Source organism: Tsukamurella sp. PLM1 (assembly GCF_023168325.1).
Classification (GTDB): Bacteria; Actinomycetota; Actinomycetes; order Mycobacteriales; family Mycobacteriaceae; genus Tsukamurella.
On sequence record NZ_AP025688.1, the window covers coordinates 2,694,809 to 2,718,020 of the forward strand.

Genomic DNA, 23,212 nt, shown 5'->3' on the forward strand with positions numbered 1-23,212 from the left:
CTACCGGTTCGACGACCTACTTGTACTGCTGGTTGCCGCCGGCCGCGTTGCCGGGATCGTTGAAGTCGCCACCGCGACCCTGGCCGTGATCGACCGGGGCGGCGCTGCGCAGCGACTGCAGCTCCTCGAGCTGACCCTCGAGGTACGTCTTGAGGCGGGTGCGGTACTCGCGCTCGTACGTCTTGAGCTGCTCGATCCGGCCCTCCAGCACCGTGCGCTGCTGGTTGATCGTGGTCATGATCTCGGTGTGCTTCTGCTCGGCCTCGGCCTGCAGCGAGTCGGACCGCTCCTGCGCCTGGCGCAGCTGGTTCTCCGACCGGGTCTGGGCGTCGGCCAGCAGCGCGTCGGAGCGCTGACGGGCGTCGGCCACCATGGCGTCGGCCTTCTGCCGCGCGTCGGCGACCATCGCCTCCGACTGGGCGCGGGCGTCCGAGACCAGCTTCTCGGCCTCGGACCGCGAGTTGTTGGTGAGGCGGTCCGCGGTCTCCTGCGCCAGACCCAGCACCTTGGCGGCACGCACGTGCGCCTCCTCGGTGGTGGCCGGAGTCCCCGCAGCGGCGGCGGCCGGCTCGGCGACCGCCGGGGTGTTCGGCGTGGCCGGCGCGGTCGCGGCGAAGGCGACGGTGCTGTCGGCCGACGGCTGGGCGCCGCCACCGGCGCGCGCCTCGCCGAGCTCGCGCTCGAGCTCGGCGTTGCGCTGCTGCAGGTCGTTGTTCTCGTCGATGAGCCGAGCGAGCTCGGTCTCGACCAGGTCGAGGAACTGGTCCACCTCGTCCTCGTTGTAGCCGCGCTTACCGATCGGCGGCTTGCTGAACGCGACGTTCCGCACGTCGGCGGGTGTCAGCTTCATAGGTCGTTTCCCCTCAATTCGGCTGCTCGACAGATCTCAAGTCACTCGGGCCAACACTGTAACTGGTGCACATCCTGTCACACCAGACCCGTTTGTTCCTCATCACACGGAAATCACGCGATGAAATGTCCGAATCCTCCCCGCGATAGAGGACGATTCCGTCACTACCGCATCAGGCTTCCGACAATCGACTGCGCGACCACGACCAGCAGAAACAGGACGATGAACGAGAGATCGACCCGGATCGGTCCCAATGTGGGCGACGGGAGCACCTTGCGGAGCGCCTTGATCGGCGGATCCGTGACGGTGAACACCCCTTCGAGCAGGATCGCGACGATTCCGGAGGGGAACCACTCGCGGGCGAAGGACTTCACCACCTCGACGATCAGCCGCACGATCAGGAAGAACCAGAAGATCGAGAGCAGTACGTAGACGACCAGCCAGAATGCTTGCACGGGTACCAGTCTGCCCGAATCCCTCAGCGGTTGTAGAAGCCGGTCTCCGCGATCCGCGCCCGGTCCTCCGCGGTGACGTCGACATCGGCCGTAGCCAGCATGAACACCTTGGTCGTGATCCGGTCGAACGAGCCGTGAAGGGCGAACGTCAGGCCCGCGGCGAAGTCGACCAGACGCTTGGCGTCGGCGTTGTCCATGGCGGTCAGGTCCATGATCACCGGGATGCCCTCGCGGAAGCGCTCACCGATCGTCCGGGCCTCCTCGTAGGAGGTGGGACGCAGCGTGGTGATGCGGGACATCGGGTTCTCCTGGCTGAGCACGTCGGCACGGGTGTCCATCGCGAGCGCGCCGCGGGTCGACGGGGCGACGGACCGGGGCGCGTCACGCAGCGGCTCGAGACGGGGAAGGCGGGCCTCGGCGCGCGCGGGCTCGCGGTAACCGCGGTCGTAGCCGTCGTCGTACGCCGCGCCGCGCCGCGCGGCGTAGCCGTCGTCGTACGCCGGCGCGTAGTCGTAGTCGTCGGCGCGGCGGCCGTCGAAGGCGTAGCCGCGGTCACCGCGGTAATCCGCGCGGTAGTCGTCGAACTCGTCATCGAGGCTGCGACGCCCGCGCGGCTGCGGGTGCCCTCGTCGACGTAGCCGTCGTCGTACGCGTCCAGCGGAACCATGCCGAAGTACGCCTTGACCTTGTGCAGAGTGCTCATCTTTGCCCTTCCTCGGCGCCTGCATGGGCTGGTGTGACGGTTGTGACTGTCGTTATGGAAGTGAGATTAGTGTGCTCGACGGAGAAACGCGGTTCCGACACGCGCACACACGCCGAGAAATCACATCGATGTCATTCCGCGTCGTCCCACCAGATCACCGAGGCCAGCCGACCCGTCGGAGCGCCGCGCCGATGCGAGAAGAGCGTGGGGTCGCTGATCGTGCAGCGCGGATCCTGCGCGACCGCCCCGACCCCCAGTTCCTGCAGTTGGCGCCGGATCCCGGCGCGCAGGTCGAGCCCGTCCGTGCCCTTGTCGGTGCGGCACCGGCTGCCCGGCAGGTGCTGCTCGACATCGGCGGCCATCGCGGCCGGGACCTCGTACTTGGCACCGCTCGCGGCGGGGCCGAGGAAGGCGCCGATCCGATCGGGCCGGGCCCCCAGGTTCAGCATCGTCTCGATCACCTTCGGCACGATGCCGATCCGTGCGCCCACGCGCCCGGCGTGCACCGCGGCCAGCACGCCCGCCTCGTCGTCGGACAGCAGGATCGGCACGCAATCGGCCGTGAGAACGGCGAGCGCGAGGCCCGGCACCGTCGTCACGACGGCGTCCGTGGCCTCGACGGGCTCGGACCGCGGACCGTCGACGACTGTGACCGTACGGCTGTGGATCTGCTCCATCCAGACCACGTGGCCGGGCGCGACGCCGATCTCGCGCTCGAGGCGCAGCCGGTTCGCGGCCACCGCTGCGGGGTCGTCGCCGACGTGGTCGCCCAGATTGAACGACTCGTACGGTGCCCGCGAGACGCCGCCCGCGCGGGTGGTCGTGACCCGCCGGACGCGCGCCGTCATCGGCGGTTCTGCAGGAAGGTCGGCACGTCCAGATCGTCGAAGTCGTCCCCGGAGGCGGCGGGACGCGCGGACGGGCGGGCCGGGAACGGATCGTCGGTCCGCGGCGGGCGGGCGAAGACGTTGCCGCGGCTGGGCTCCGGCTCCACAGCCTCCTGTTCGGGGGCCGCGTGCTGGCCGGCGGCCGCACCGATGCGGGTGATCGGCCGGCGCGCGGGCGAGCCGCCGTCGAAGCCCGCGGCGATGACGGTGATCCGGACCTCGTCGCCGAGGTTGTCGTCGATCACGGTGCCGAAGATGATGTTCGCGTCCTCGTGTGAGGCGCTCTGCACCAGCGACGCGGCCTCGTTGATCTCGAACAGGCCCAGGTCGCTGCCGCCGGCGATCGACATCAGGACGCCGTGCGCGCCCTCCATCGAGGTCTCCAGCAGCGGCGAGTTCACCGCCGCCTCGGCGGCCTTGAGGGCCCGACCCTCGCCCCGCGAGGAGCCGATGCCCATGAGGGCGCTGCCGGCGCCGGACATCACGCTCTTGACGTCCGCGAAGTCGACGTTGATCAGACCCGGCGTGGTGATCAGGTCGGTGATGCCCTGCACACCGTTGAGGAGCACCTCGTCGGCGCTCTTGAACGCGTCGAGCGCGGAGACGTTGACGTCGCCGAGCTGCAGCAACCGGTCGTTGGGGATGACGATCAGCGTGTCGCAGGACTCGCGCAGCGAGGTGATACCGGTCTCGGCCTGCTTGCCGCGGCGCGCACCCTCGAACGTGAACGGACGCGTGACGACGCCGACGGTGAGCGCGCCGAGCTTGCGCGCGATGCTCGCGACGACGGGAGCGCCGCCGGTGCCGGTGCCGCCGCCCTCGCCCGCGGTGACGAACACCATGTCGGCGCCCTTGAGGAGCTCCTCGATCTCGTCCTTCGCGTCCTCGGCGGCCTTCCGGCCGACCTCGGGATCGGCGCCGGCACCGAGACCGCGGGTGGACTCGCGACCCACGTCGAGCTTGACGTCGGCGTCGCTCATGATCAGCGCCTGGGCGTCGGTGTTGATCGCGATGAACTCGACGCCTTTGAGTCCCTGCTCGATCATGCGGTTCACGGCGTTGACGCCGCCGCCGCCGATGCCGACGACCTTGATTACGGCGAGGTAGTTGTGCGCGGCGGTCATGTTTCGCCTTCTCCCCTGGGATTGAAGTCTGTGTCTTCGAAACAACCCTAAACCTCTACAAAAGGCTTAAAGTTATGTCAAGTAGTTGGTCTGAAACCAAGGTAGAGGGCGGTGCGGCCACAGGCGCGCAACCGCGCGGGCGTGTCGGGAAAAACGTTCTCGGTGAGCGGAACACCACACTCAGCGGGTGGTCGGCACGTCCGGATTGATCACGGTGAACTCGCGCCCGGGCCGGGTCAGCACCATCCGCAGCGCAGCGACCTTCGCGTCGGTCCGGGAATCGTCGCCCCAGTAGACGACGCGCTTGTCCCGCAGGACGAACCGGACGTTCGCCGGCGAGTTCGCGCCGATCTCGACCACCTGCCCCTGCAGGTCGCGCGGCAGCGCTTCGAGCACCGCGATCGCCGCGCGGGTGTCCGGGTCGTCGGACTTCGGGTCGTCGACGGTGAGCCGGGGCGTCAGGATCGGCGGCTCGTCGACCTTGACGAACGGCACTCCCTTGGCGTCCACCAGCACCGTGCCGCCGGGCCGTTGTGCGTACGCGACCACCTGGCGTTCCCGGACCTGGACAACCAGGGTCGACGGGTACGACACAGTGACGGTCGCGCTGTCGATCCACGGGCTCACCGCGATCACCTGCGCCGCGTACGCGTCCCGTTGGCCCGGCGTGATCTGCAGCAGCGGCCTGCCCTTGAGCGGCGCGACGACCTCCGCCACCCGGTCCGCCGGCGCGTGCTCCGCCCCCGTCACCGACACGTCGCGAGCGGCGAGGACCGGCGAGAAGTACGCCGCGGCAGCGAGTCCGCCCACCACGGCCAGCGCGAGCACCGTCAGGAGCAGCCGCCGGATCCCCGGCACCCGCCTCCGCGTCGCGGGAGCACTCACGCGCCCGCCCCGACGGCGCGCTCGGCGAGCGCGGCCAGGATCGACGGTGCCTGCATCGTCACGTCGCCCGCGCCCATGGTGATGACGACATCACCGGGGGTCGCTAGGCCGGCGACGACACCGGCCACGTCGGCCTGGCGCGGGACGTAGTGCACCCGAGTGGTGACCTTCTCGGCGATCCGCTCCCCCGTCACGCCGGGCAGCGGCGCCTCGCGGGCGCCGTACACGTCCAGCACGACCACGTCGTCCGCGAGGCTGAGCGCCTCGGCGAACTCGGCCGCGAACTGTTGGGTGCGGGAGTACAGGTGCGGCTGGAACGCCACGATCACCCGGCCCGGGGCGGGCTGCTTGGCGACCATCTCCGCCGCCGCGGTGAGCACGGCCCGCACCTCCGTCGGGTGGTGCGCGTAATCGTCGAACACCCGCACCTCGTTCTCGGTACCGCGCAGCTGGAACCGGCGGTGCACCCCGCCGAAGCCCTCGACGCCCTCGATCACGCGGGCGGTGGGCTGCCCCGTGCTGACCACCGCGATGGTCGCGGCGATCGCGTTGAGCGCCATGTGCTTCCCCGGCACCGACAGTAGGATCGCCCGCTCGGTGAGCTGACGGTTCTCGTCCGAGAAGCGCACCTTCAGCAGACCGCCCTCGGCGCGCGGCTTGTAGTCGAGCAGTTCCGCGATCAGCGTCACGTCCGGCGCGAGGTCCCGGCAGCGGCCCTCGCCGTAGCCCAGCACCCGCACGCCGCGGGAACGCAGGGCCGCGTGGGTGCGCTGCGCGAGCGCCGCCGAGCCGGGATCGTCCAGGCAGGCCACCAGGGTGCCACCCGGACGGATCCGCTCGGTGAACGCGTCGAACACGGCGGTGTACTTCTCCTCGGATCCGAAGAAGTCCAGGTGATCGGCCTCGACGTTGGTCACCACCACCACGTCCGGGGTGTACTGCAGCAGCGACCCGTCGGACTCGTCGGCCTCGGCGACGAACACGTCTCCGGTGCCGTGGAAGGCGTTGGTGCCGGACTCGTTGAGCTCGCCGCCGACGGCGAACGACGGGTTCGCGCCGCAGTGCTGCAGGCCCACCACCGCCATCGACGTGGTGGACGTCTTGCCGTGCGTCCCGCTCACCAGCAGCGTCCGGTAGCCGTCCATCAGGTCGGCCAGGACCTCGGGGCGCAGGATCACGGGGATGCCCCGACGGCGCGCCTCCACCAGCTCGGGGTTGTCCTTGGGGATCGCGGCGTGGGTCGTCACCACGACCGTCGGCCCGCCGGGCAGCAGGTCGAGCGCCTCGGGGCTGTGCCCCACCTGGACCTGGGCCCCGCGGGCGCGCAGTGCGACCACGCCGCGCGACTCCTTGGCGTCGGAGCCGGACACCTGGCCGCCCCGGGCCAGCAGGATGCGGGCGATGCCGGACATGCCGGCGCCGCCGATGCCCACCATGTGCACCCGCTGCAGCTTCTCGGGAAGCCCGTTCGTCACTTGCGCCTCCTGGGCCAGATCGATCGCCGCGGCGGCGACGGTACCGGCCGCGTCGCGGTGCCCGAGGTCGGCGGCCGCGGCGCCCATGCGGGCCAGCCGCGCGCCGTCGGACGCGAGCGGGATCACCGTCTCCCGCACCAGTTCCGCGGTGAACGCGGCGTCGTCGACCAGCAGTCCGCCGTCGGCCGCCACCACGGGACGGGCGTTGAGCGCCTGCTCGCCGTTGCCGTGCGCGAGCGGCACGTAGACCGCCGGCAACCCGACGGCGGCGACCTCGGCCACCGTCATCGCCCCGGACCTGCACACAGCCAGGTCCGCGGCGGCGTAGGCCAGGTCCATGCGCGAGAGGTAGGGCACCGCGACGTAACCCGGCGCGTCCACCGACACGGCGTTCTTCGGGCCGTAGGCGTGCAGCACCCCGATTCCGGCGGCGGCGAAGTCACTGGCGGCAGCCACGACACCGTCGTTGAGGCGCACGGCACCTTGGCTCCCGCCGAACACGAGGACGACGGGACCGTCGGCCGGCAGCCCGAAGTGGGCCCGGGCCTCGGCGCGCAGGGCCGCGCGGTCGAGACCGGTGATGGCGCCACGGACGGGCATCCCGACGACCTCCGCGGCGATGCCCGACCCGGGCACGGCGGCGAACACCTTCGTGGCCAACCGCGCGCCCACCTTGTTGGCGACGCCCGCGCTGGCGTTCGCCTCGTGGATCACAATCGGGATCCGCATGCTGCGGGCCGCGAGGTACGCGGGCAGCGCGACGTAGCCGCCGAAGCCGACGACGACATCGGCCTCCGTGTCGCGCAACACCTTCCGCGTGCGCCGGACCGCGCCGGCGAGCGCGAACGGCAGCTTCGCCAAGGCTTTGCCGGGCTTGCGCGGCAGCGGCACCGGCGGGATCATCGCGAGCGGGTAACCACGCTCGGGGACCAGCCGGCCCTCGAGCCCCTTCGGCGTGCCGAGGGCGGTGACCCGCGCGCCGGGCGCCTGGGCAAGGACGGCGTCGGCCACCGCCAATGCGGGTTCGATGTGACCGGCGGTGCCGCCGCCGGCGACCACCACCGAAACCGGTCGCGAGGAACTCACCACGCCTGTCTGCCCTTTCGAGTCCGCCCCGCCCGCTCACCGCGCCAGGGATCCGCCGGCCGGTCCTGGCGGCGCATCGGGGAGCTCCCGACGCTGACGCGCGAACCGTTCGTCACCGTACGGGAGTCGATCGTACGGCGACGGCGCGGCCGGAAGCGAAGGCCCACGTCGGGCGGGCGCCGCACGGCCCTGCCGCGGGACGGGGCGCGGGACCGGCCGGGGCGCGGGGCGGCGGCCCGACGGCACCTCCGGGCGCGGCGGGATGTACGGCAGCGGCTTGGGCAGGCGGAGCAGCCGCCCGGCGCGGCCGTCGCGGCCGCCGGCCAGGGCCGCGATGGCCTCCGGCTCGTGCCGCGCGGCGTTGGCCAGCAGCCCCATCATGAACAGCACGAGGATCACGGAGTTGCCGCCCGCTGACAGCAGCGGCAGCTGGATGCCGGTCACCGGCAACAGCCCCACCACGTAGCCCATGTTGATGATCGCCTGCAGCGCGATGAGCGTGGTGATCGTGGCGGCCATGAGGCGCAGGAACGGATCGGCCACGCGGCACGCGATGCGCATGCCGACCCAGGTGATCGCGGCGAACATCACGATGACCAGTCCCGCGCCGAGGTAGCCGAGCTCCTCGCCGATGATGGCGAAGATGAAGTCGTTGTGCGCGTTCGGCAGGTAGCTCCACTTCGCGGTGGAGTTGCCGAGCCCCACGCCGAACAGTCCGCCGTCGGCGAGCGAGTACCGCGCCTGGTTGGACTGGTAGTTCGCGCCGAGCGCGTCGTCGGTGCGTCCCAGCCAGGCCGCGACGCGCGCCGACCGGTAGCCCTCGGCGAGCGCCAGGAACACGCCCGCGACGAGCACTGCCACGCCGAGCGAGGCGATCAGCTTCGACGACAGGCCCGAGTAGAACAACAGCATCGCGCCGATGGCCGCGATGATCATGGCGGTCGACTGATTCGGCTCGGCGATCACCAGTGCCGCCATCAGGACCACGACCGGGCCGAGAGGGAGCAGGAGCTCCTTGAGGTTGCCCTTGCGGCCGCGGTCGGCGAGCAGGTGCGCACCCCAGACGATCAGCGCGACCTTCGCGATCTCCGACGGCTGCAGCGTGAAGCCGCCCACGTCGATCCAGCGCCGCGCGCCGCCGACCTTCGACCCGATGCCCGGCACCAGCACCGCCATGAGCAGGGCGATCGAGACCAGCACACTGCCGAGCGCCACCCGGCGCAGCACCGCGGGGCGCAGGTAGAGCGCGAGGATGAAGGCGACCACGCCCAGCGACACGTAGATGAGCTGGCTGGTGAACTTGCTGTACGGCGAGCCCGTGGCGCTGATGTCCTCCACCGACGACGCCGAGAGCACCATCACCAGGCCCATCACGGTGAGTACTGCGGTCAGGCCCAGGATCAGGTGGAATGAGGCCAGCGGGCGGCGCAGCGCGGCCGCGACGGTGACCGCGGCGTCGCGCACCACCGAGGCGCCGGTGCGCGCGACGTCAGCCCGGTGAGACCGGCCCGCGCCCGTGGCTGCGCGTCGAACTCCGCGCTCTCGGGTGCGTTCACCCCGCCGGGGGCGAGGTCCGCGTCGGCGTCGCCGGCCTTCGCGGCGCGGCTCACGACGCGGTCCCGAGGGGCGCGCGGACGCGGCGAAGGCGTCGCCGCGGTGTCCGTACGAGGAGAACATGTCGAGCGAGGCGGCTGCCGGCGCGAGCAGCACGACCGGCGCGGGGCGCCCGGAACCGTCGCGCGCAGCGGATTCGGCGATCCGCGCGGCCTCGCCGACGACGGAAGCCATGACCGCATCAGCATCGCCGGACACTTGAACAACTTCAGTCACAGGAGACACAGCACTATCGTCGCTCGAAGTCACCCGAACGACGGGGACATCCGGCGCGTGTCGCGCCATTGCCGCCGCGATCTCCGCCGCGTCGAGGCCCAGCAGCACCGCGCCGGTGAGCCGGTCGGCCACGCGTTCGATCAACGGCCCGACGTCGGCGCCCTTGAGCTGGCCGCCCGCGATCCACACCACGCGCTCGTGCGCCTCGATCGAGTTCAACGCCGCGTGCGGGTTCGTGGCCTTCGAGTCGTCGATGTACGTGATCCCGCGCACCTGCGCCACGGGCTCGGCGCGGTGCGCCCCACCCGGAACGCGGCGAGGGCCTCGCCGGCCTGCACGGCCGACACGCCCACGGCCTGCGCGAGGGCCGTCGCCGCCAGGCCGTCGGCGATGCCCGCCGGCCCGGGCGGCGACACGCGCGCGGCGGCCACGATCGGGGAACCGGCACCGTCGACCAGGACGCCGGCCCGCACGCCGTACTCTCCCGGGCCCGGCTCCCCGTCGTGAACCCGACGGTGACCCGGCCCTGCAGCCCGGAGGCCACGGGATCGTCGAGGCCGACGACCGCCAGGTCGCCGGAGAGGGCGCGCGCCTTGTCCGCGGTGTACGCGGCCATCGAACCGTGCCAGTCGAGATGGTCCTCGGCCACGTTGAGCACGACGCCCGCGCGGGGGCGCACCGACGGCGCCCAGTGCAGCTGGAAGGAGGACAGCTCAACCGCGAGCACGCGCGGGTCGGCGTCGTCACCGAGCGCGTCGATCACGGGGCGGCCGATGTTGCCGCAGGCCACGGCGCGCACGCCGGCGTGCAGCAGGATCGACTCCAGCATCTGGGTGGTGGTGGTCTTGCCGTTGGTGCCGGTGATCACGAGCCAGTCGCGGGGCGTGCCGAACGCGCCCGCACGGTCGATCCGCCACGCCAGCTCGACGTCGCCGATCACCTCGATCCCCGCGGCCTCGGCGGCCGCGACGACCGGCGCTGTGGGCCGGAACCCCGGCGCGACCACGACCAGGTCGTAGCCCGACGGGTCGTGCCCGTCGAGATCCACCACCCGCACCCCCGGCACCTCGGCGGCCACCCGGTCCCGCGCCGCGGGCTTCCCGTCGGCGACGGTGACCGTGGCGCCCAGCCGCAGCAGGGCGCGGGCCACCGCGGGGCCGGTGACGCCGCCACCGGCGACGAGGACATCGGTGCCGGGGCCGGGGAGCATCAGCCGACCGCGCCCGAGCCGAGGAACTCGGCGTAGAACAGCACGAGCCCCAGGCCGCAGGCGATGGCCGTGAGCAGCCAGAACCGGATGATCACCGTGGTCTCCGCCCACCCGGACAGCTCGAAGTGGTGATGGAACGGGGCCATCCGGAACACGCGGCGGCCGGTGGAGCGGAACACCGCGATCTGGGTGACCACGGAGACCATCTCGGCCACGAACAGCGCGCCGAGGACGATCGCGAGCAGCTCGGTGCGGGTGGTGATCGACAGGCCGGCGAGGAGGCCGCCGAGCATCAGCGAGCCGGTGTCGCCCATGAAGATCTTCGCCGGCGCGGCGTTCCACCACAGGAAGCCGAGGCACGCGCCACCGCCGGCCACGGCGACCAGCGCCAGGTCCAGCGGGTCGCGCACGTCGTAGCACCCCGCGACGGGCTTGGTGGCGCACGCGTAGCGGAACTGCCAGAAAGTGATCAGCACGTAGCTGCCCAGGACCATGGCCATCGAGCCGGCGGCCAGACCGTCGAGCCCGTCGGTGAAGTTCACGGCGTTCGACCACGCGGCCACCACGAACCAGCAGAACAGCACGAACACGATGCCGCCCATGGTGATCGCGTTGATGTCGCGGGTGTAGCTGAGGTGATCGCTCGCCGGGCGCAGGCCGTTGTCGTTGACGAACTGGAGCGCGAGCACGCCGAAGATGAGCGCGGCGATGGTCTGGCCGACCGTCTTCGCCGTCTTGTTCAGGCCCAGGTTGCGCTGCTTGCGCACCTTGATGAAGTCGTCGAGGAAGCCGACCAGGCTGAGCGAGGTGGCCAGCCCCAGCACCAGCAGGCCCGTCGCGCTGGGGCCGGGACCCGAGTTCAGGCCCAACAGGTGCGCGCCGAGGTAACCCGCCCACAGCGCCACGACGATCGCGACGCCGCCCATCGACGGGGTGCCGCGCTTGCGCTGGTGGCTCTGCGGCCCCTCGACGCGGATCTCCTGGCCGAAGCCCTGGCGGGAGAACACCCGGATCAGCACGGGCGTGAGCAGGATCGCCACGGCCAGCGAAATGCCGCCCGCGAACAGGATCTGGATCACTTCGGTGACTCCCCGTTCTCGTCATCATCAACCACATGAGGCGCCGGACCGAGTTGCTCGGCGACCTCCCACATCTTCTCGGACTTCGACGCCTTGACCAAAACCAGGTCGCCCGGGCGCAGCTGGGCGCGGAGCAGCGCGACGGCCTCGGCGCGGGTGTCCACCCGGACGGCCTCGCTGCCCCACGAGCCCTCCATCACGGCGCCCTGCCACAGGGCGTGGACGGCGCGGGAAGTGCCCACACAGATCGTGGAGCTGATGTCGAGGCGCACCAGGAACCGGCCGAGCCGGTCGTGCTCGACGATCGATTCGTCGCCGAGCTCGCCCATCTCACCGAGCACTGCGAACGTGCGGCGGCGCTCCCGGCCGGACAGCCGCGCACCGTCGGTGCCGTGCTCGGACATGAGCACGAGGCTGCGCAGGGCTGCGCGCATCGCGTCGGGATTGGCGTTGTAGGTGTCGTTGACGACGGTGATCCCGTCGGCCGTGGTGAACACGTCCATCCGGCGCGGCGACGCGGCGCCCGCGGACGAGAGTGCGTCGGCGACCTGCGCGACGGTCGCGCCGCACTCGAGGCCGACGGCCGCGGCGGCCAGCGCGTTGTGCACCTGGTGCTCGCCGTGCACCGGAGCGCGACGGGCGCGTCGCCGGCCGGGGTACGCAGGGTGAACGACGCGCGGGCGTGCGCGTCGATGCGCACGTCCCGCGCCGCGACGTCGGCTTCCCCGGTGCCGTAGAACACGACCCGCGCGCCGGTCCGCGAGGCCATCGCGGCCACCGCACCGTCGTCCGCGTTGAGCACCGCGACGCCGTCGGCGGGCAGCGCCTCGACCAGCTCGCCCTTCGCCCGGGCGATGGCCTCGCGCGAACCGAATTCACCCAGGTGCGCGGTACCGACGTTGAGCTCCACACCGATCCGCGGCGGCGCGACCTTCGCCAGCGCCGCGATGTGCCCCTCGCCCCGGGCCGACATCTCGAGCACCAGGAAACGGGTGGACGGCGTGGCGCGCAGCGCGGTCCAGGGGTGGCCGATCTCGTTGTTGAACGAGCCGGGCGGCGCGACGGTCTCGCCGAGCGGGCGCAGCACCGCGGCGATGAGGTCCTTGGTGGACGTCTTGCCGGCCGAGCCGGTGACGCCCACGACGGTCAGCCCGCCGGCGGCCAGAGCCTTCGTGCAGTGCGCGGCGAGGGCGCCGAGGGCGCCCAGCACCGCGGCCCCGGCGCCGTCGGCGTCGTTCTCCAGCGCCATCACGCGGTTGTCGGTCTCCCCCGACACGGGCACCACGATCGCCGGGACGCCCACGGGACGTGCGCCGAGCACGGCGACGGCTCCCTTCCGAACCGCGGTCGCGGCGAACTCGTGGCCGTCCACGCGGGCGCCGGGCAGCGCGAGGAACAGGCCGCCGGGGCCCACGTCCCGGGAGTCGAATTCGACGGTGCCCGTGACCTTCACCTCGGGGTCGGGGACGTCGTGCAGGGTTCCGCCGACGATCTCGGCGACCTCGCGCAGAGTCAGTTCGATCACGCCAGCGCCTCCCCCGCGAGCCGCGCGTCCAGCGCGGCGGCGACCTCGTCACGGTCGTCGAACGGGTGCTTGACGCCGTGGATCTCCTGGCCGGCCTCGTGGCCCTTGCCGGCGACCAGCACGACGTCGCCGGTGCGGGCCCAGTTCACCGCCTCGACGATCGCGGCGCGCCGGTCGCCGGTCTCGCGCACCTCACCGCCCGCGGGCACGGCCCGCGCACCCGCCAGCACGGCCGCGCGGATCGCCGCCGGGTCCTCGGTGCGCGGGTTGTCGTCGGTCACGATCACCAGTTCGGCGGCGCGGGCGGCCGCCTCACCCATGAGCGGCCGCTTCCCGCGGTCCCGGTCGCCGCCGGCGCCGACCACCACCGCGATGCGGCCGGCGGTCTGGCCCCGGAGCGTGGCGATCACGGCGTCCAGCGCGGCGGGCTTGTGGGCGTAGTCCACGACGGCCAGGAAGTCCTGGCCGCGGTCGATTCGCTGCACGCGGCCGGGCACCGCGACCGCGCCGATCCCGCGGACCGCGTCCGCGAGCGGGACGCCGGCCTCGTGGGCGATGACCAGGGCCAGCGCGGCGTTCGCCACGTTGTAGGCGCCCGGCAGTCCGACCACGGCCGAGAAGCTCTGGCCCTCCGGGCCGCTGAGGGTGAAGCGCTGGGTGCCGTCGGAGTGCGCGGCGACCTGGCCGGCGGTCCAGTCCGCGGGGCCGGTGGTGGCAACGGTGACCAGCGGCAACCCGGCGGCGCGGCGCAGGTCCGCCATCCGCACGCCCCACTCGTCGTCCACGCAGATCACGGCGCGCTCGCACGCGTCGCGCCCGATGAACAGGAGTGCCTTCGCGGCGAAGTAGTCCTCCATGGTCGGGTGGTAGTCGAGGTGGTCCTGGCTCAGGTTGGTGAACGCGCCCACCGCGAACCGGGTGCCGCCGACGCGGTTCTGCGCGAGCGCGTGGGAGCTGACCTCCATCACCGCCGCCGTGACGCCGCGCTCGACCATCGACGCGAACAGCCCCTGCAGCGCGGTCCCCTCGGGCGTGGTCAGCGAGGTCGGCACGTCGACGCCGCCGATCCGCGTCCCGACGGTGCCGATCAGCCCCGTCGGACCGCCCGCGGCGGCGAGCGCGGCCTCGACGAGGAAACTCGTGGTGGTCTTGCCGGAAGTGCCGGTGATACCGACCAGCGTCATCGCCGCCGACGGTGCGCCGTACACCACCGCCGCGACCGGCCCGCCCGCCGTCCGCGGGTCATCGTGCAGCAGGACGGGAACGCCGACGCCGGCGTCGGCGAGCAGTGCCGCGCCCGGGCCGTCGGTGAGGACCGCGACGGCGCCCGCGGCGACCGCGTCGCCCGCGAACTTCGCGCCGTGGGTCGCGGCGCCGGGCGCGGCCACGAACACGTCGCCGGGGCGCGCGTCCTGCGCCCGCACCGTCGCCCCCGTCAGCCGGACGGCACCGTCGGCCGCGCCGACGGAAACGCCCGGGACCTGCGCGGCGACCTCGGCCGCCGTGGCGCCGCGGGGATGGTCGGGTCGGTGAAGAGTCGATTCGGGCACCGATGAATCCTACCCGTTGGTTAACTACTTCCCGGCCACCAGCGTCAGCGGCTTGGCGGGCGGCGAGAGCGGGATGCCGTACTTCTGCAGCAGGAACGACGAGATGTCGTGGAACAGCGGCGCCGCCGACTGGCCGCCGGAGCCGTCCGAGCTGCGCGTGGGCGCGTCCATCATCAGCCCCACGACGAACCGCGGGTCGTTCGTGGGCGCGACACCCGCGAAGGTGATGTTGTACAGCGAGTTCGAGTACGCGTGGGTCACCGGATCGACCTGCTGCGCCGTGCCGGTCTTCCCGCTGATCTGATAGCCCTCGACCGCGCCGGGGGCGCCCGTGCCCTGCTGATAGCCCATCGGGTCGCGCTGCAGCGCGGCGCGGAACATGTCCAGTACCGTGCGCGCGGTCTCCGAGCTCATCACCCGCACCGGCTCGCCGCCGGGCGCGGGGTTGGCGGCACCGTCGACCTCCTTGATGATGCGCGGCGGGATCCGGACCCCGTCGTTGGCGAGCGCCTGGTACATGCCCGCCATCTGCAGCACCGTCATCGACAGGCCCTGCCCGATCGGCAGGTTCGCGAACGTGCCGCCCGACCACTGGTTGCGGGCCGGGACCTCGCCGCCGGACTCGCCGGGCAGGCCGACGCCCGTCGCCCGGCCGAGGCCGAACCGATCGACGTAGTCCGCGAACGCGTCCTCGCCGACGCGCTGTGCGAGCATCAGGGTGCCCACGTTGGAGGACTTACCGAACACGCCGGTCGTGGTGTAGGGCTCGGTGCCGTGCGCCCAGGCATCCTTGACCGTGACGCCGGACATGCGGATCTGGCCGGGGACCTGCAGCACCTCGTCGGGACGCGTCTTGGCGTTCTCGATCGCGGCGACGGCGGTGATCAGCTTGTTCACCGAGCCGGGCTCGAACGGGGTGGTCACGGGCAGGTTCCCGGTGCGCGCCGAGGGCGGATTCTTGGACACGCCGATCGACGGGTTGAACGTGTTGTCGGCGCCCATCGCGAGCACCTGCCCGGTCTTGGCGTCCAGGACCACGGCCTGCACGCTCTTGGCGTTCGACTTCTGCTTGGCCACCGAGACGGCCTGCTGGACGAAGAACTGCACGTCGTTGTCCAGGGTCAGGGCCACTCGGGCACCGTCGACCGCCGGATGGATGTCGCGCGTGCTGCCGGGGATGACGGCCCCGTCGGACCCGCGGTCGTAGGTCTGCGACCCGTCCGTTCCCGCGAGGATCGCGTCCAGCGAGGACTCGAGACCGATCAGGCCTTTGCCGTCCCAGCCGGTGGTGCCGACGATGTTGGCGGCCAGCGAGCCGCCCGGGTAGTTGCGGATCGACTGGCGTTCGGCTCCGACCTCGGAGAACTCGTCGGTGATCGCGGACGCCTTGGCCGGGTCCACGCCGCGGGCCAGGTAGACGAACGAGTCGTCGCCGCGCAGCTGCTCGAGCAGCTTGTCCTCGGAGACGGCGTCGCCGAGGACGGAGACGATCTTCTTCGCGATCGCCTGCAGCCGGTCGTCGACGGGGACCGGAGTCACGTCCTCGCCCTCGGCCTTCGCCTCGACGTCCTTGTCGTACTTCTCCTGGATGGTCTTGCGCACGATCTTCGGCTGGAAGGTCAGCGACTTGGCCTCCATGGTGAAGGCGATCGGCTGCCCGGCGCGATCGGTGATCGACCCGCGGACCGCCGGAAGGACCTCCTTGACCTCGCGCTGGCTCGCGGCCTTCGCCGACAGGCTCGGCGCCTGCACGAACTGGACCACGCCCAGCCACACCGCGATCACCGCGAAGATCGCGACGATCACCCAGCCGCCGACGCGGCTGCGGCCCTGGAACATGGCCGGCGTCTCGGTGACGCGGCCGCCTTTGACCCGCGCGCGGGCGGACTGATGACCGGCCTTCGGCACGGTCCTGGCCTTCGGCGCGGCCTTTGTCTGCACGGGGCGGGTGCCCCCGCGAGCCGCCGGGCGGGACCGGGTGGACGGGCGCTGGGCGCGGGTCACCGGGGCGTCCCCTGGGCGGGCGCCTGGCCGGCCGGGGTGGCCGCGGGGGCCGGGGTGGCCGCGGGCGACGGCGACGACGACAGCCCTGCGGCGGACGACGGGGTGGCCGAGGGCGCGGTCGTCGGCCCGTTCGCGACTGTCGGGGAGCCGGGGTTCATGGTGACCAATTGTTCCCCGCCGGCCGGCGCGGGCCCGGAATTCCCTGCGACCGGCGTGCCGGATCCGTTCGAGGTCGCCCCGCTGGGATCACCCGACGGTGCCGGCGGGTTCAGCGCGGGCTTGGGAGTCCCGGTGGCCGGCCCGGGCTTGCCGACGACGGTGACCTTGCCGTTGGGGTGGCCGACGAGCACGGGCAGAGTCCCCGCCGGGACCATCCCCAGCTCGGTGGCGCGCTCGGCGAGACCCGGCGCGCTCTCGCCCGACTTCACGTCGCGCTCGAGCGCCGCCTTCTTCTCGGCGAGCGAATCGTTCACGGCCTCGCGCTCGCTGAGCGCGTAGGAGTTCTCGGCGCTGCCGGTGGACAGCCACAGCGTCAGCCCCAGGCCGGCGCCGACCATGGCCAGCACAGTCAGGACGAACGGCACGCGGCGCACCAGGGCGCGCGGCTTGGGCAGCCGGGCCACGAGGCCCGCCGAGACGGCGCCGTCGCGGTGCCGGCGCAGCGCTCGCTCGGCGGGGGTCTCGCGCAGGGTGCCGCCGGCTTCGAGCACGGCCCGCTGCTGGTCCAGCCGCTTCTGGCGGCGTTCGAGCGCCCGCTGGGCCGAGCTCGACCGCGGCCGCGACGTGTCGCGGTCGTCACGGCGCGCGGGGGCACGGCGGGTCCGGCTGTCGGGGGTCGACGGTGCCTGGGTCGCGTTCGGTGCGGTCATCGCGCGCTCCTCGTGCTCGGTTCGGTGGTCGTGTCGAGTCGGCGGGCCGCCCGCATGCGCACGGGAGCGGCCCGCTGGTTCTCGGCGATCTCGTCGTCGGTGGCGCGCTCCGCGCCGCGGGTGAGCAACTCGAACGTCGCGCCGGTTCCGGGTAGGTCGACCGGGAGCCCGGCGGGGTGGTCGAGCGGGTGCGCTCGGCGAGCGCGGCCTTGACGATGCGGTCCTCCAGCGACTGGTAGCTGAGGAAGACCACGCGGCCGCCCGGGGCCAGCGCGTCGAGGGCCTGCGGCACGGCGGCCTCGAGCGAGGCGAGTTCGGCGTTCACCTCGATGCGCAGCGCCTGGAAGGTGCGCTTGGCCGGATGGCCGCCCGTGCGGCGGGCCGGGGCGGGGATGGTCGCATAGAGGAGTTCGACGAGCCGCCCGCTGGTGGTGAACGGCTCCTTCTCGCGCTCCTTGACGACCGCCGAGGCGATCTTGCCTGCGAACCGCTCGTCGCCGTAGCGCTGCAGGATCCGCGCGAGGTCGCCGTGGGAATAGGTGTTGAGGATGTCGGCGGCGGTCAGCGAGTCGTCGGAGTTCATCCGCATGTCCAGCGGCGCGTCGACCGCGTAGGCGAAGCCGCGGTCCGCACGGTCCAGCTGCATCGACGAGACGCCGAGGTCGAACAGGATCGCGTCGGCGCCGCGGCCGCCGCGGGCGCGGCTGATGCCGAGTTCGTCGAGCGCGTCCGCCATCCCGTCGTAGCGGGTGTGGACGGGGACGAAGCGGTCGCCGTACTGCGCCAGCCGTTCGCCCGCGATCGCATGGGCGTCGTGGTCGCGGTCCAGGCCGATGACCCGGGCACTCGGGAAGCTGCGGAGCATCAGCTCGGAATGGCCGCCGGCGCCCAGCGTCGCGTCGACGTAGACGGCACCGTCGCGCTCGAGCGCGGGGGCGAGCAGGTCGCGCACCCGGGCCGCCAGGACCGGGACGTGTCCGTAGTCCTCACCGGGGTCGGGCATGGCTCCTCCAGGACACGTTTCGATGACGACGATGCTGTGCGGCTTGTGCGGTGGGTGGTTCTGGAGGAAATGAAGCGGGGTCCCCGCCCGACCCGTACCTGGCGTTGGGGAAGTACGTCAGGGCCGATTCGGGCGCAGGCCTCGGTTCACCTCGTCCGTGCGGGATGCGCGGTTAGAAGATCGCCTTGAGCGATTCGGACTGCGGCTGCGCGTAGTCGTCTTCGTGCTGTGCCTGGTAGGCGTCCCACGCCTCCGCATCCCAGATCTCCAGGAACCTCCGCGATCCGACGACGACGCATTCCTTGGTGAGGCCCGCGTAGCGGCGATGATCGGCCGAGAGCGAGATCCTGCCCTGGGAGTCGGGCCGCTGATCGTCGCTGCTGGCGAAGAAGTTGCGGTAGAAGGCGCGTCCCGCGGGGTCGGTCCACTCGATCGCATCCGCCTTCTCGGCGATGCGCTCGAACTCCGCCTTCGGGTACACCGTGAGGCTTCGATCCTGTCCTTTCGTGATCGTCAGCCCTCCCGCCAGTTCCTCGCGGTACTTCGCGGGGAGGGTGAGCCGTCCCTTGTCGTCGAGCTTCGGCGTGTAGGTACCCGTGAACATCACGGCCACCTCCCGCCTCCCCGTCGGGGTTGTCACTGGATCGAGACTTCAGCGTAGCGCGTCTTTCTCCAGTGCGCCCCACATTACCCCACCATCCGCCACTTTCAACCACACCGAGCGGCGTTTCGCGGCGGATTCTCAGAATATGAGCAGGTCAACATCGTGGAGAGAAGTGGGGGAAGCGATCGACCACGGCGTGGCGGACTTCGTCACCCCCGCGCAGTGCAGCGACAGTCGTGACGAATGAGGTGTACGAGACATGAGTCGGCGCATTGCGGGCCGACCGTGGGGAGAAGTGGGGATCAAGTATGGGGAGAAGTGGGGGTAGGCGTGGGAGAAGTGGGAGTCCGGCGCGGAGATAAGTGAGCGTGGACGCAGGGGACGCAGGGGACGCAGTCGGAGCGTCCGCACCGCCGGCCGATCCCGCTTCCCGCAGAAATCACCAGCCCCCGCCGATCTGCCCGGGCGCCGCGCGAATCCCCGGGGCGAGCGGCGGTCACCGTCGCGAGCGACGAAACCTGCGGGGAGGTAGCGACACCGGCCGAACACCGATGCCATCGCCATCGCGATCGCCATCGGCCAGCGGACACCCCCGAGGGGAATTCGCCGGACCGAAACCCGCGTCGGGCAACGTGTTCACGCAGGGCGGACACGAAAAAGCCGCCGACCATCAGGCCGGCGGCTCATGCGCGTTCTCGAGCGGTATCAGCTCACGGGAAGCGGCGGCGGAAGCGCTCCTCCATGCGGGAGACGAAGGACTGCCCCGAGGCGCGGGCGCCCTTGGCGCCCCCTTCTTCCCCGACGACGCGCGGACGGCGCCGTCGTCCCCGACGGTGCCGCGCGGGCCCTTCGCACTCGGCCCGGACCACAGCGCGTAGACGACCGACCCGAACATCAGCAGGAAACCCGCGATGCCCACGATGACGGTGTACTCCACCTTGCCCAGCAACATTCCAGCAATGAGCAGCATCAATCCGACCGCGAAGCCGATCGCGGCGAATACGCGGCGCTTGCCCGTAGCGCCGCCGAACCGGCCTCCGCGTACGTTCGACGCGAACTTCGGATCCTCCGCATAGAGCGCGCTCTCGATCTGGTCGAGCATGCGCTGTTCGTGCTCGGAGAGTGGCACGTTCCCCTCCTTCAGCACTCGTGGGGTCCAACTCCTGCCTTTCATGATACGAGGCTTGCGTCGCCGCGACCACCATCCGCCGGACAATTAGCCCCCACTGTGAGATTTATGCGGCTCGGCTCAGGTCCGACTCGACCGAATTGAGGAAGGTCTGCACGCGGGAGTGCAGCACCGCCACGTCCTCCGCGGTCACGGTGCGCGCCGTGGTCTCCAGTGCGGCGACCACACCCGAGACCGAGGTGAAGTACGCGACCCACTCGGCGTAGCCGGGCGCGGCCTTGGCGAGCCGCAGCCACGCGTTGCGCGTGGGCCGCCGCACGCCCGTCTCACGCTCCGCGAGCAGCGCGGCCGCGCCGCGCAGGGCGGCGTGGTAGATGTCCCGGTACTGATCCGCCGGGGCGGGTGACCCGCCGGCCCGGGCGAGGAACTGATCCGCACGATCGAGGATGCGGGCCGCGCCCGACTCCCCGACCCGCCGGCCCGAGCCGACGTGACCGATCCGTGCCTTCGACTCGACCATGACGTTCCTCCTCCGCAACGCGACTTCCCGCTTCTACCGCTGTGTTGTACCGGACGGGACTGACACGGAACGCTTCCCTCGTTTCGCGCCAGCCCCGCCGGACCGGGCCGGACGGCGAACCACGATCCGGCGCCAGAACATGCGCGCCAATCCGATGACCCGTGATCGAATAACTGTTCGATCACTTCTAATATAGCGTGGGTCACCGACACGTCAAGGGGGTTCATCGCATGCCGTCGGCACCAGCACCGCGGATCCAGCGCCTGTCCCCTCAGGACGCCACGCTCTGGCTCCCCGCCGCGCTGCAGATCTACGTCGCCGCGATGGACTACCCCGCGGGCACGGAGTCGCACCGCATGCCCATGTGGCGAGAGCACCTGAATCGGCCCGGATACTCGGCCTTCGGCGCGGTGCAGCCGCTGCCGCTGCCGACCGGGGAGCTGCGCGATCACCTGGTGGGCATCGCCTACGGCTACAGCGGCTCCGGCGACCAGTGGTGGAACCGCCAGCTGCGCATCGGCCTGCGGCAGCGCGGCCTGGACCAGCACCGCATCGACGACCTGGCCGGCGACTACTTCGAGCTCACCGAGCTGCACGTGCACCCCACGGTCCAGGGCCGCGGCGTCGGCCACGCCCTGCTCGGCGCACTCCTGCGCGACCGTCCCGAGCCGCGCGTGCTGCTGTCCACCCCGGAGGTCCCCGCCGAGGCCAACCGCGCCTGGAAGCTGTACCGGCGCAGCGGGTTCTCGGACGTGCTGCGCGATTTCCGCTTCTCGGGCGACCCGCGCCCGTTCGCCGTCCTCGGCCGCGGCCTGCCGCTGTGACGGTCGACGTCGCGGTCGTCGGCTCGGGCCACAACGCCCTGGTCGGCGCCGCGTACCTGGCGCGGCAGGGCCGCTCGGTCACCGTCTTCGAGGCCGACACCGTGCCCGGCGGGGCGGTCAGCACCGTCGAACGGTTCCCGGGGTATCGCGTGGACCGCGGATCGTCCGCGCACCTGATGTTCCGGCACACCGGTATCGCCGAGGAGCTGGACCTGGCCGCGCACGGGCTGCGCTACCTCGACTGCGATCCGTGGGCGTTCGCCCCCACCCCGCCGGGCGGTACCGCGCCCCCGATCGTCTTCCGGGCCGACCTCGACGCCACGGCCGCGTCGATCGCCGCGGCGTGCGGCGCGCGGGAGGCGACCGCGTACCGTCGGTTCGTCGGCGACTGGGCGCCCCGCGCCCGGGCGACCATGGCGGCGTTCGGCGGCTCCCCCAGCCCGGCCCGGCTCGGCCGCGCATTCTGGCCCACGAAGGGCCGGGCGAGCGTCGCGCAGCTCTCCCGCACGTACCTCGCCTCGGGCGATCAGCTGCTCGACGAGTACTTCGACGACGAGCGGCTCAAGGCCGCACTCGCCTGGTTCGGCGCGCAGTCCGGTCCCGCGATGAGCGAGCCCGGGACCGCACCGATGGTCGGCTTCGCCGCCCTGATGCACACCCTGCCGCCGGGACGCGCGGTCGGCGGCAGCGGCGCGCTCACCACCGCCCTGCTCGGCCGCCTCGGAGCCGACGGCGGCACGGTCGAGCTCGGAACCACCGTCACCGAGCTCCGCCGGTCCGGACGGGCCTGGCAGGTCACCGTCGCCGGGCCCGACGGTCCGCGCACCGTCACCGCCCGGACCGTGCTCGCGGGCTGCCACGTCCTGACCACCCTCGGCCTGCTGGAGCGCGGCGGCTACGACGGCGCGCGGATCGGCCGGTGGCGCCGCACCATCCAGATCGGGCCCGGAGTCGGCATGGTGCTGCGGCTCGGCACGACGGAGCCGCCACGGTTCGACGGCGTCCCGCTCGCCGACCAGGCCGGCCTCGGCCTGCTCGTGGCCGACCGCGGGCACCTGCACCGCGCGCGGGGCGACATGCTTGCCGGGGACGCGCCCCGTCGGCCGGCGGTCCTGGCCATGACGTTCTCGGGCCTGGACCCGTCGATCGCGCCGGCGGGCAGGCACAACACCACGCTGTGGGCGCAGTGGTACCCGTACGCGCTCGGCGGCGCGGGCGCGCGGCGCGACTGGGCTGCCGTCGCGGAAGCGGAGGCCGACCGGATCGTCGCGGAGACGGGGCGGTGGGCGCCGGGCTTCGCGGAGACCGTCGAGCACCGGCACGTGCAGACGCCGGCGACCCTGGAGTCGGAGCTCGGGCTGCTCGGCGGCAACGTGATGCACGTCGAGATGGCGCTGCACGACATGCTGCTGTTCCGGCCGCTCCCGGAGCTGGCCGGCGGCCGGGTCCCGGACGCTCCCGGGCTCGCGCTGGCGGGCGCCTCGATGCATCCGGGCGGCGGCGTGAACGGCTCGAGTGGGCGGATCGCGGCGCGGCTGCTCGCCCGCGACCTGGGACACCTGGCACGATGGCGCTTGTGATTCTCCGAAGGATGTTCGCG

The 23,212-nt window shown here is 72.2% G+C and carries 14 protein-coding genes and 7 pseudogenes; 2 read left to right on the forward strand and 19 right to left on the reverse strand.

Going from position 1 to position 23,212, the window contains the following annotated elements; genetic code table 11:
* Positions 1–16: 16 nt before the first annotated feature.
* From MTP03_RS13885 to MTP03_RS13975, 19 genes and pseudogenes are all read right to left on the reverse strand, one after another.
* Positions 17–850 carry a DivIVA domain-containing protein gene (locus MTP03_RS13885; protein ID WP_248488784.1) on the reverse strand — a complete coding sequence of 278 codons (834 nt, stop codon included), beginning with the start codon at positions 848–850 and terminating at the stop codon, positions 17–19.
* 164 nt (positions 851–1,014) lie between these two features.
* Positions 1,015–1,305 carry a YggT family protein gene (locus MTP03_RS13890; protein WP_248488785.1) on the reverse strand — a complete coding sequence of 97 codons (291 nt, stop codon included), beginning with the start codon at positions 1,303–1,305 and terminating at the stop codon, positions 1,015–1,017.
* 23 nt (positions 1,306–1,328) lie between these two features.
* Positions 1,329–2,008 (reverse strand): annotated as a pseudogene (locus tag MTP03_RS13895) (cell division protein SepF).
* A gap of 131 nt (positions 2,009–2,139) precedes the next feature.
* Positions 2,140–2,856, reverse strand: coding sequence for a peptidoglycan editing factor PgeF (pgeF, locus tag MTP03_RS13900; protein ID WP_248488786.1), 717 nt, complete (start codon positions 2,854–2,856; stop codon positions 2,140–2,142).
* A gap of 166 nt (positions 2,857–3,022) precedes the next feature.
* Positions 3,023–4,019 (reverse strand): annotated as a pseudogene (gene ftsZ, locus MTP03_RS13905) (cell division protein FtsZ); the annotation flags it as partial.
* Between the two features lie 180 nt (positions 4,020–4,199).
* Positions 4,200–4,904, reverse strand: a complete 705-nt coding sequence (locus MTP03_RS13910; RefSeq protein WP_248488788.1) for a cell division protein FtsQ/DivIB — start codon at positions 4,902–4,904, stop codon at positions 4,200–4,202.
* Positions 4,901–6,340, reverse strand: a complete 1,440-nt coding sequence (gene murC, locus MTP03_RS13915) for a UDP-N-acetylmuramate--L-alanine ligase (RefSeq protein WP_248492178.1) — start codon at positions 6,338–6,340, stop codon at positions 4,901–4,903. The genes MTP03_RS13910 and murC overlap by 4 nt, the downstream gene beginning before the upstream one ends.
* Before the next feature lie 126 nt (positions 6,341–6,466).
* Positions 6,467–7,468, reverse strand: a pseudogene (gene murG / locus MTP03_RS13920) (undecaprenyldiphospho-muramoylpentapeptide beta-N-acetylglucosaminyltransferase); the annotation flags it as partial.
* A 33-nt stretch (positions 7,469–7,501) separates the two neighbouring features.
* Positions 7,502–8,836 carry a putative lipid II flippase FtsW gene (gene ftsW, locus MTP03_RS13925; protein ID WP_371820974.1) on the reverse strand — a complete coding sequence of 445 codons (1,335 nt, stop codon included), beginning with the start codon at positions 8,834–8,836 and terminating at the stop codon, positions 7,502–7,504.
* Between the two features lie 255 nt (positions 8,837–9,091).
* A pseudogene (murD, locus tag MTP03_RS13930) lies at positions 9,092–10,505 on the reverse strand (UDP-N-acetylmuramoyl-L-alanine--D-glutamate ligase); the annotation flags it as partial.
* Positions 10,505–11,584 (reverse strand): phospho-N-acetylmuramoyl-pentapeptide-transferase, encoded by a 1,080-nt coding sequence (gene mraY / locus MTP03_RS13935; protein ID WP_248488789.1) that lies wholly within the window; start codon positions 11,582–11,584, stop codon positions 10,505–10,507. The gene mraY and the pseudogene murD, both read right to left, overlap by 1 nt.
* Positions 11,581–13,109: pseudogene (gene murF / locus MTP03_RS13940) on the reverse strand (UDP-N-acetylmuramoyl-tripeptide--D-alanyl-D-alanine ligase). Before murF ends, mraY begins: the two are co-directional and overlap by 4 nt.
* Positions 13,106–14,659: a UDP-N-acetylmuramoyl-L-alanyl-D-glutamate--2,6-diaminopimelate ligase gene (locus MTP03_RS13945; protein ID WP_248488790.1), complete on the reverse strand. Its 1,554-nt coding sequence runs from the start codon at positions 14,657–14,659 to the stop codon at positions 13,106–13,108. The pseudogene murF and the gene MTP03_RS13945 overlap by 4 nt, the downstream one beginning before the upstream one ends.
* 24 nt (positions 14,660–14,683) lie before the next feature.
* Entirely contained in the window at positions 14,684–16,498 is a 1,815-nt protein-coding gene (locus MTP03_RS13950) for a penicillin-binding protein 2 (protein WP_248492180.1), read from the reverse strand.
* A gap of 161 nt (positions 16,499–16,659) precedes the next feature.
* Positions 16,660–17,532 carry a hypothetical protein gene (locus MTP03_RS13955; protein WP_248488791.1) on the reverse strand — a complete coding sequence of 291 codons (873 nt, stop codon included), beginning with the start codon at positions 17,530–17,532 and terminating at the stop codon, positions 16,660–16,662.
* Positions 17,529–18,535 (reverse strand): annotated as a pseudogene (rsmH, locus tag MTP03_RS13960) (16S rRNA (cytosine(1402)-N(4))-methyltransferase RsmH). The gene MTP03_RS13955 and the pseudogene rsmH overlap by 4 nt, the downstream one beginning before the upstream one ends.
* Before the next feature lie 172 nt (positions 18,536–18,707).
* On the reverse strand, positions 18,708–19,139 hold the full coding sequence (gene mraZ / locus MTP03_RS13965; RefSeq protein WP_126197196.1) for a division/cell wall cluster transcriptional repressor MraZ: 432 nt from the start codon (positions 19,137–19,139) through the stop codon (positions 18,708–18,710).
* Positions 19,140–19,849: 710 nt separating this feature from the next.
* A pseudogene (locus tag MTP03_RS13970) lies at positions 19,850–20,268 on the reverse strand (DUF3040 domain-containing protein).
* Positions 20,269–20,374: 106 nt separating this feature from the next.
* Positions 20,375–20,788, reverse strand: a complete 414-nt coding sequence (locus tag MTP03_RS13975; protein ID WP_248488793.1) for an SAV_6107 family HEPN domain-containing protein — start codon at positions 20,786–20,788, stop codon at positions 20,375–20,377.
* 230 nt (positions 20,789–21,018) lie between these two features.
* Between MTP03_RS13975 and MTP03_RS13980 the strand changes: the two genes are divergently transcribed.
* Together MTP03_RS13980 and MTP03_RS13985 are read left to right on the forward strand one after the other, a co-directional pair.
* Positions 21,019–21,612 (forward strand): N-acetyltransferase, encoded by a 594-nt coding sequence (locus MTP03_RS13980; protein ID WP_248488794.1) that lies wholly within the window; start codon positions 21,019–21,021, stop codon positions 21,610–21,612.
* Positions 21,609–23,192: an NAD(P)/FAD-dependent oxidoreductase gene (locus MTP03_RS13985; protein WP_248488795.1), complete on the forward strand. Its 1,584-nt coding sequence runs from the start codon at positions 21,609–21,611 to the stop codon at positions 23,190–23,192. Before MTP03_RS13980 ends, MTP03_RS13985 begins: the two co-directional genes overlap by 4 nt.
* Positions 23,193–23,212: the final 20 nt, after the last annotated feature.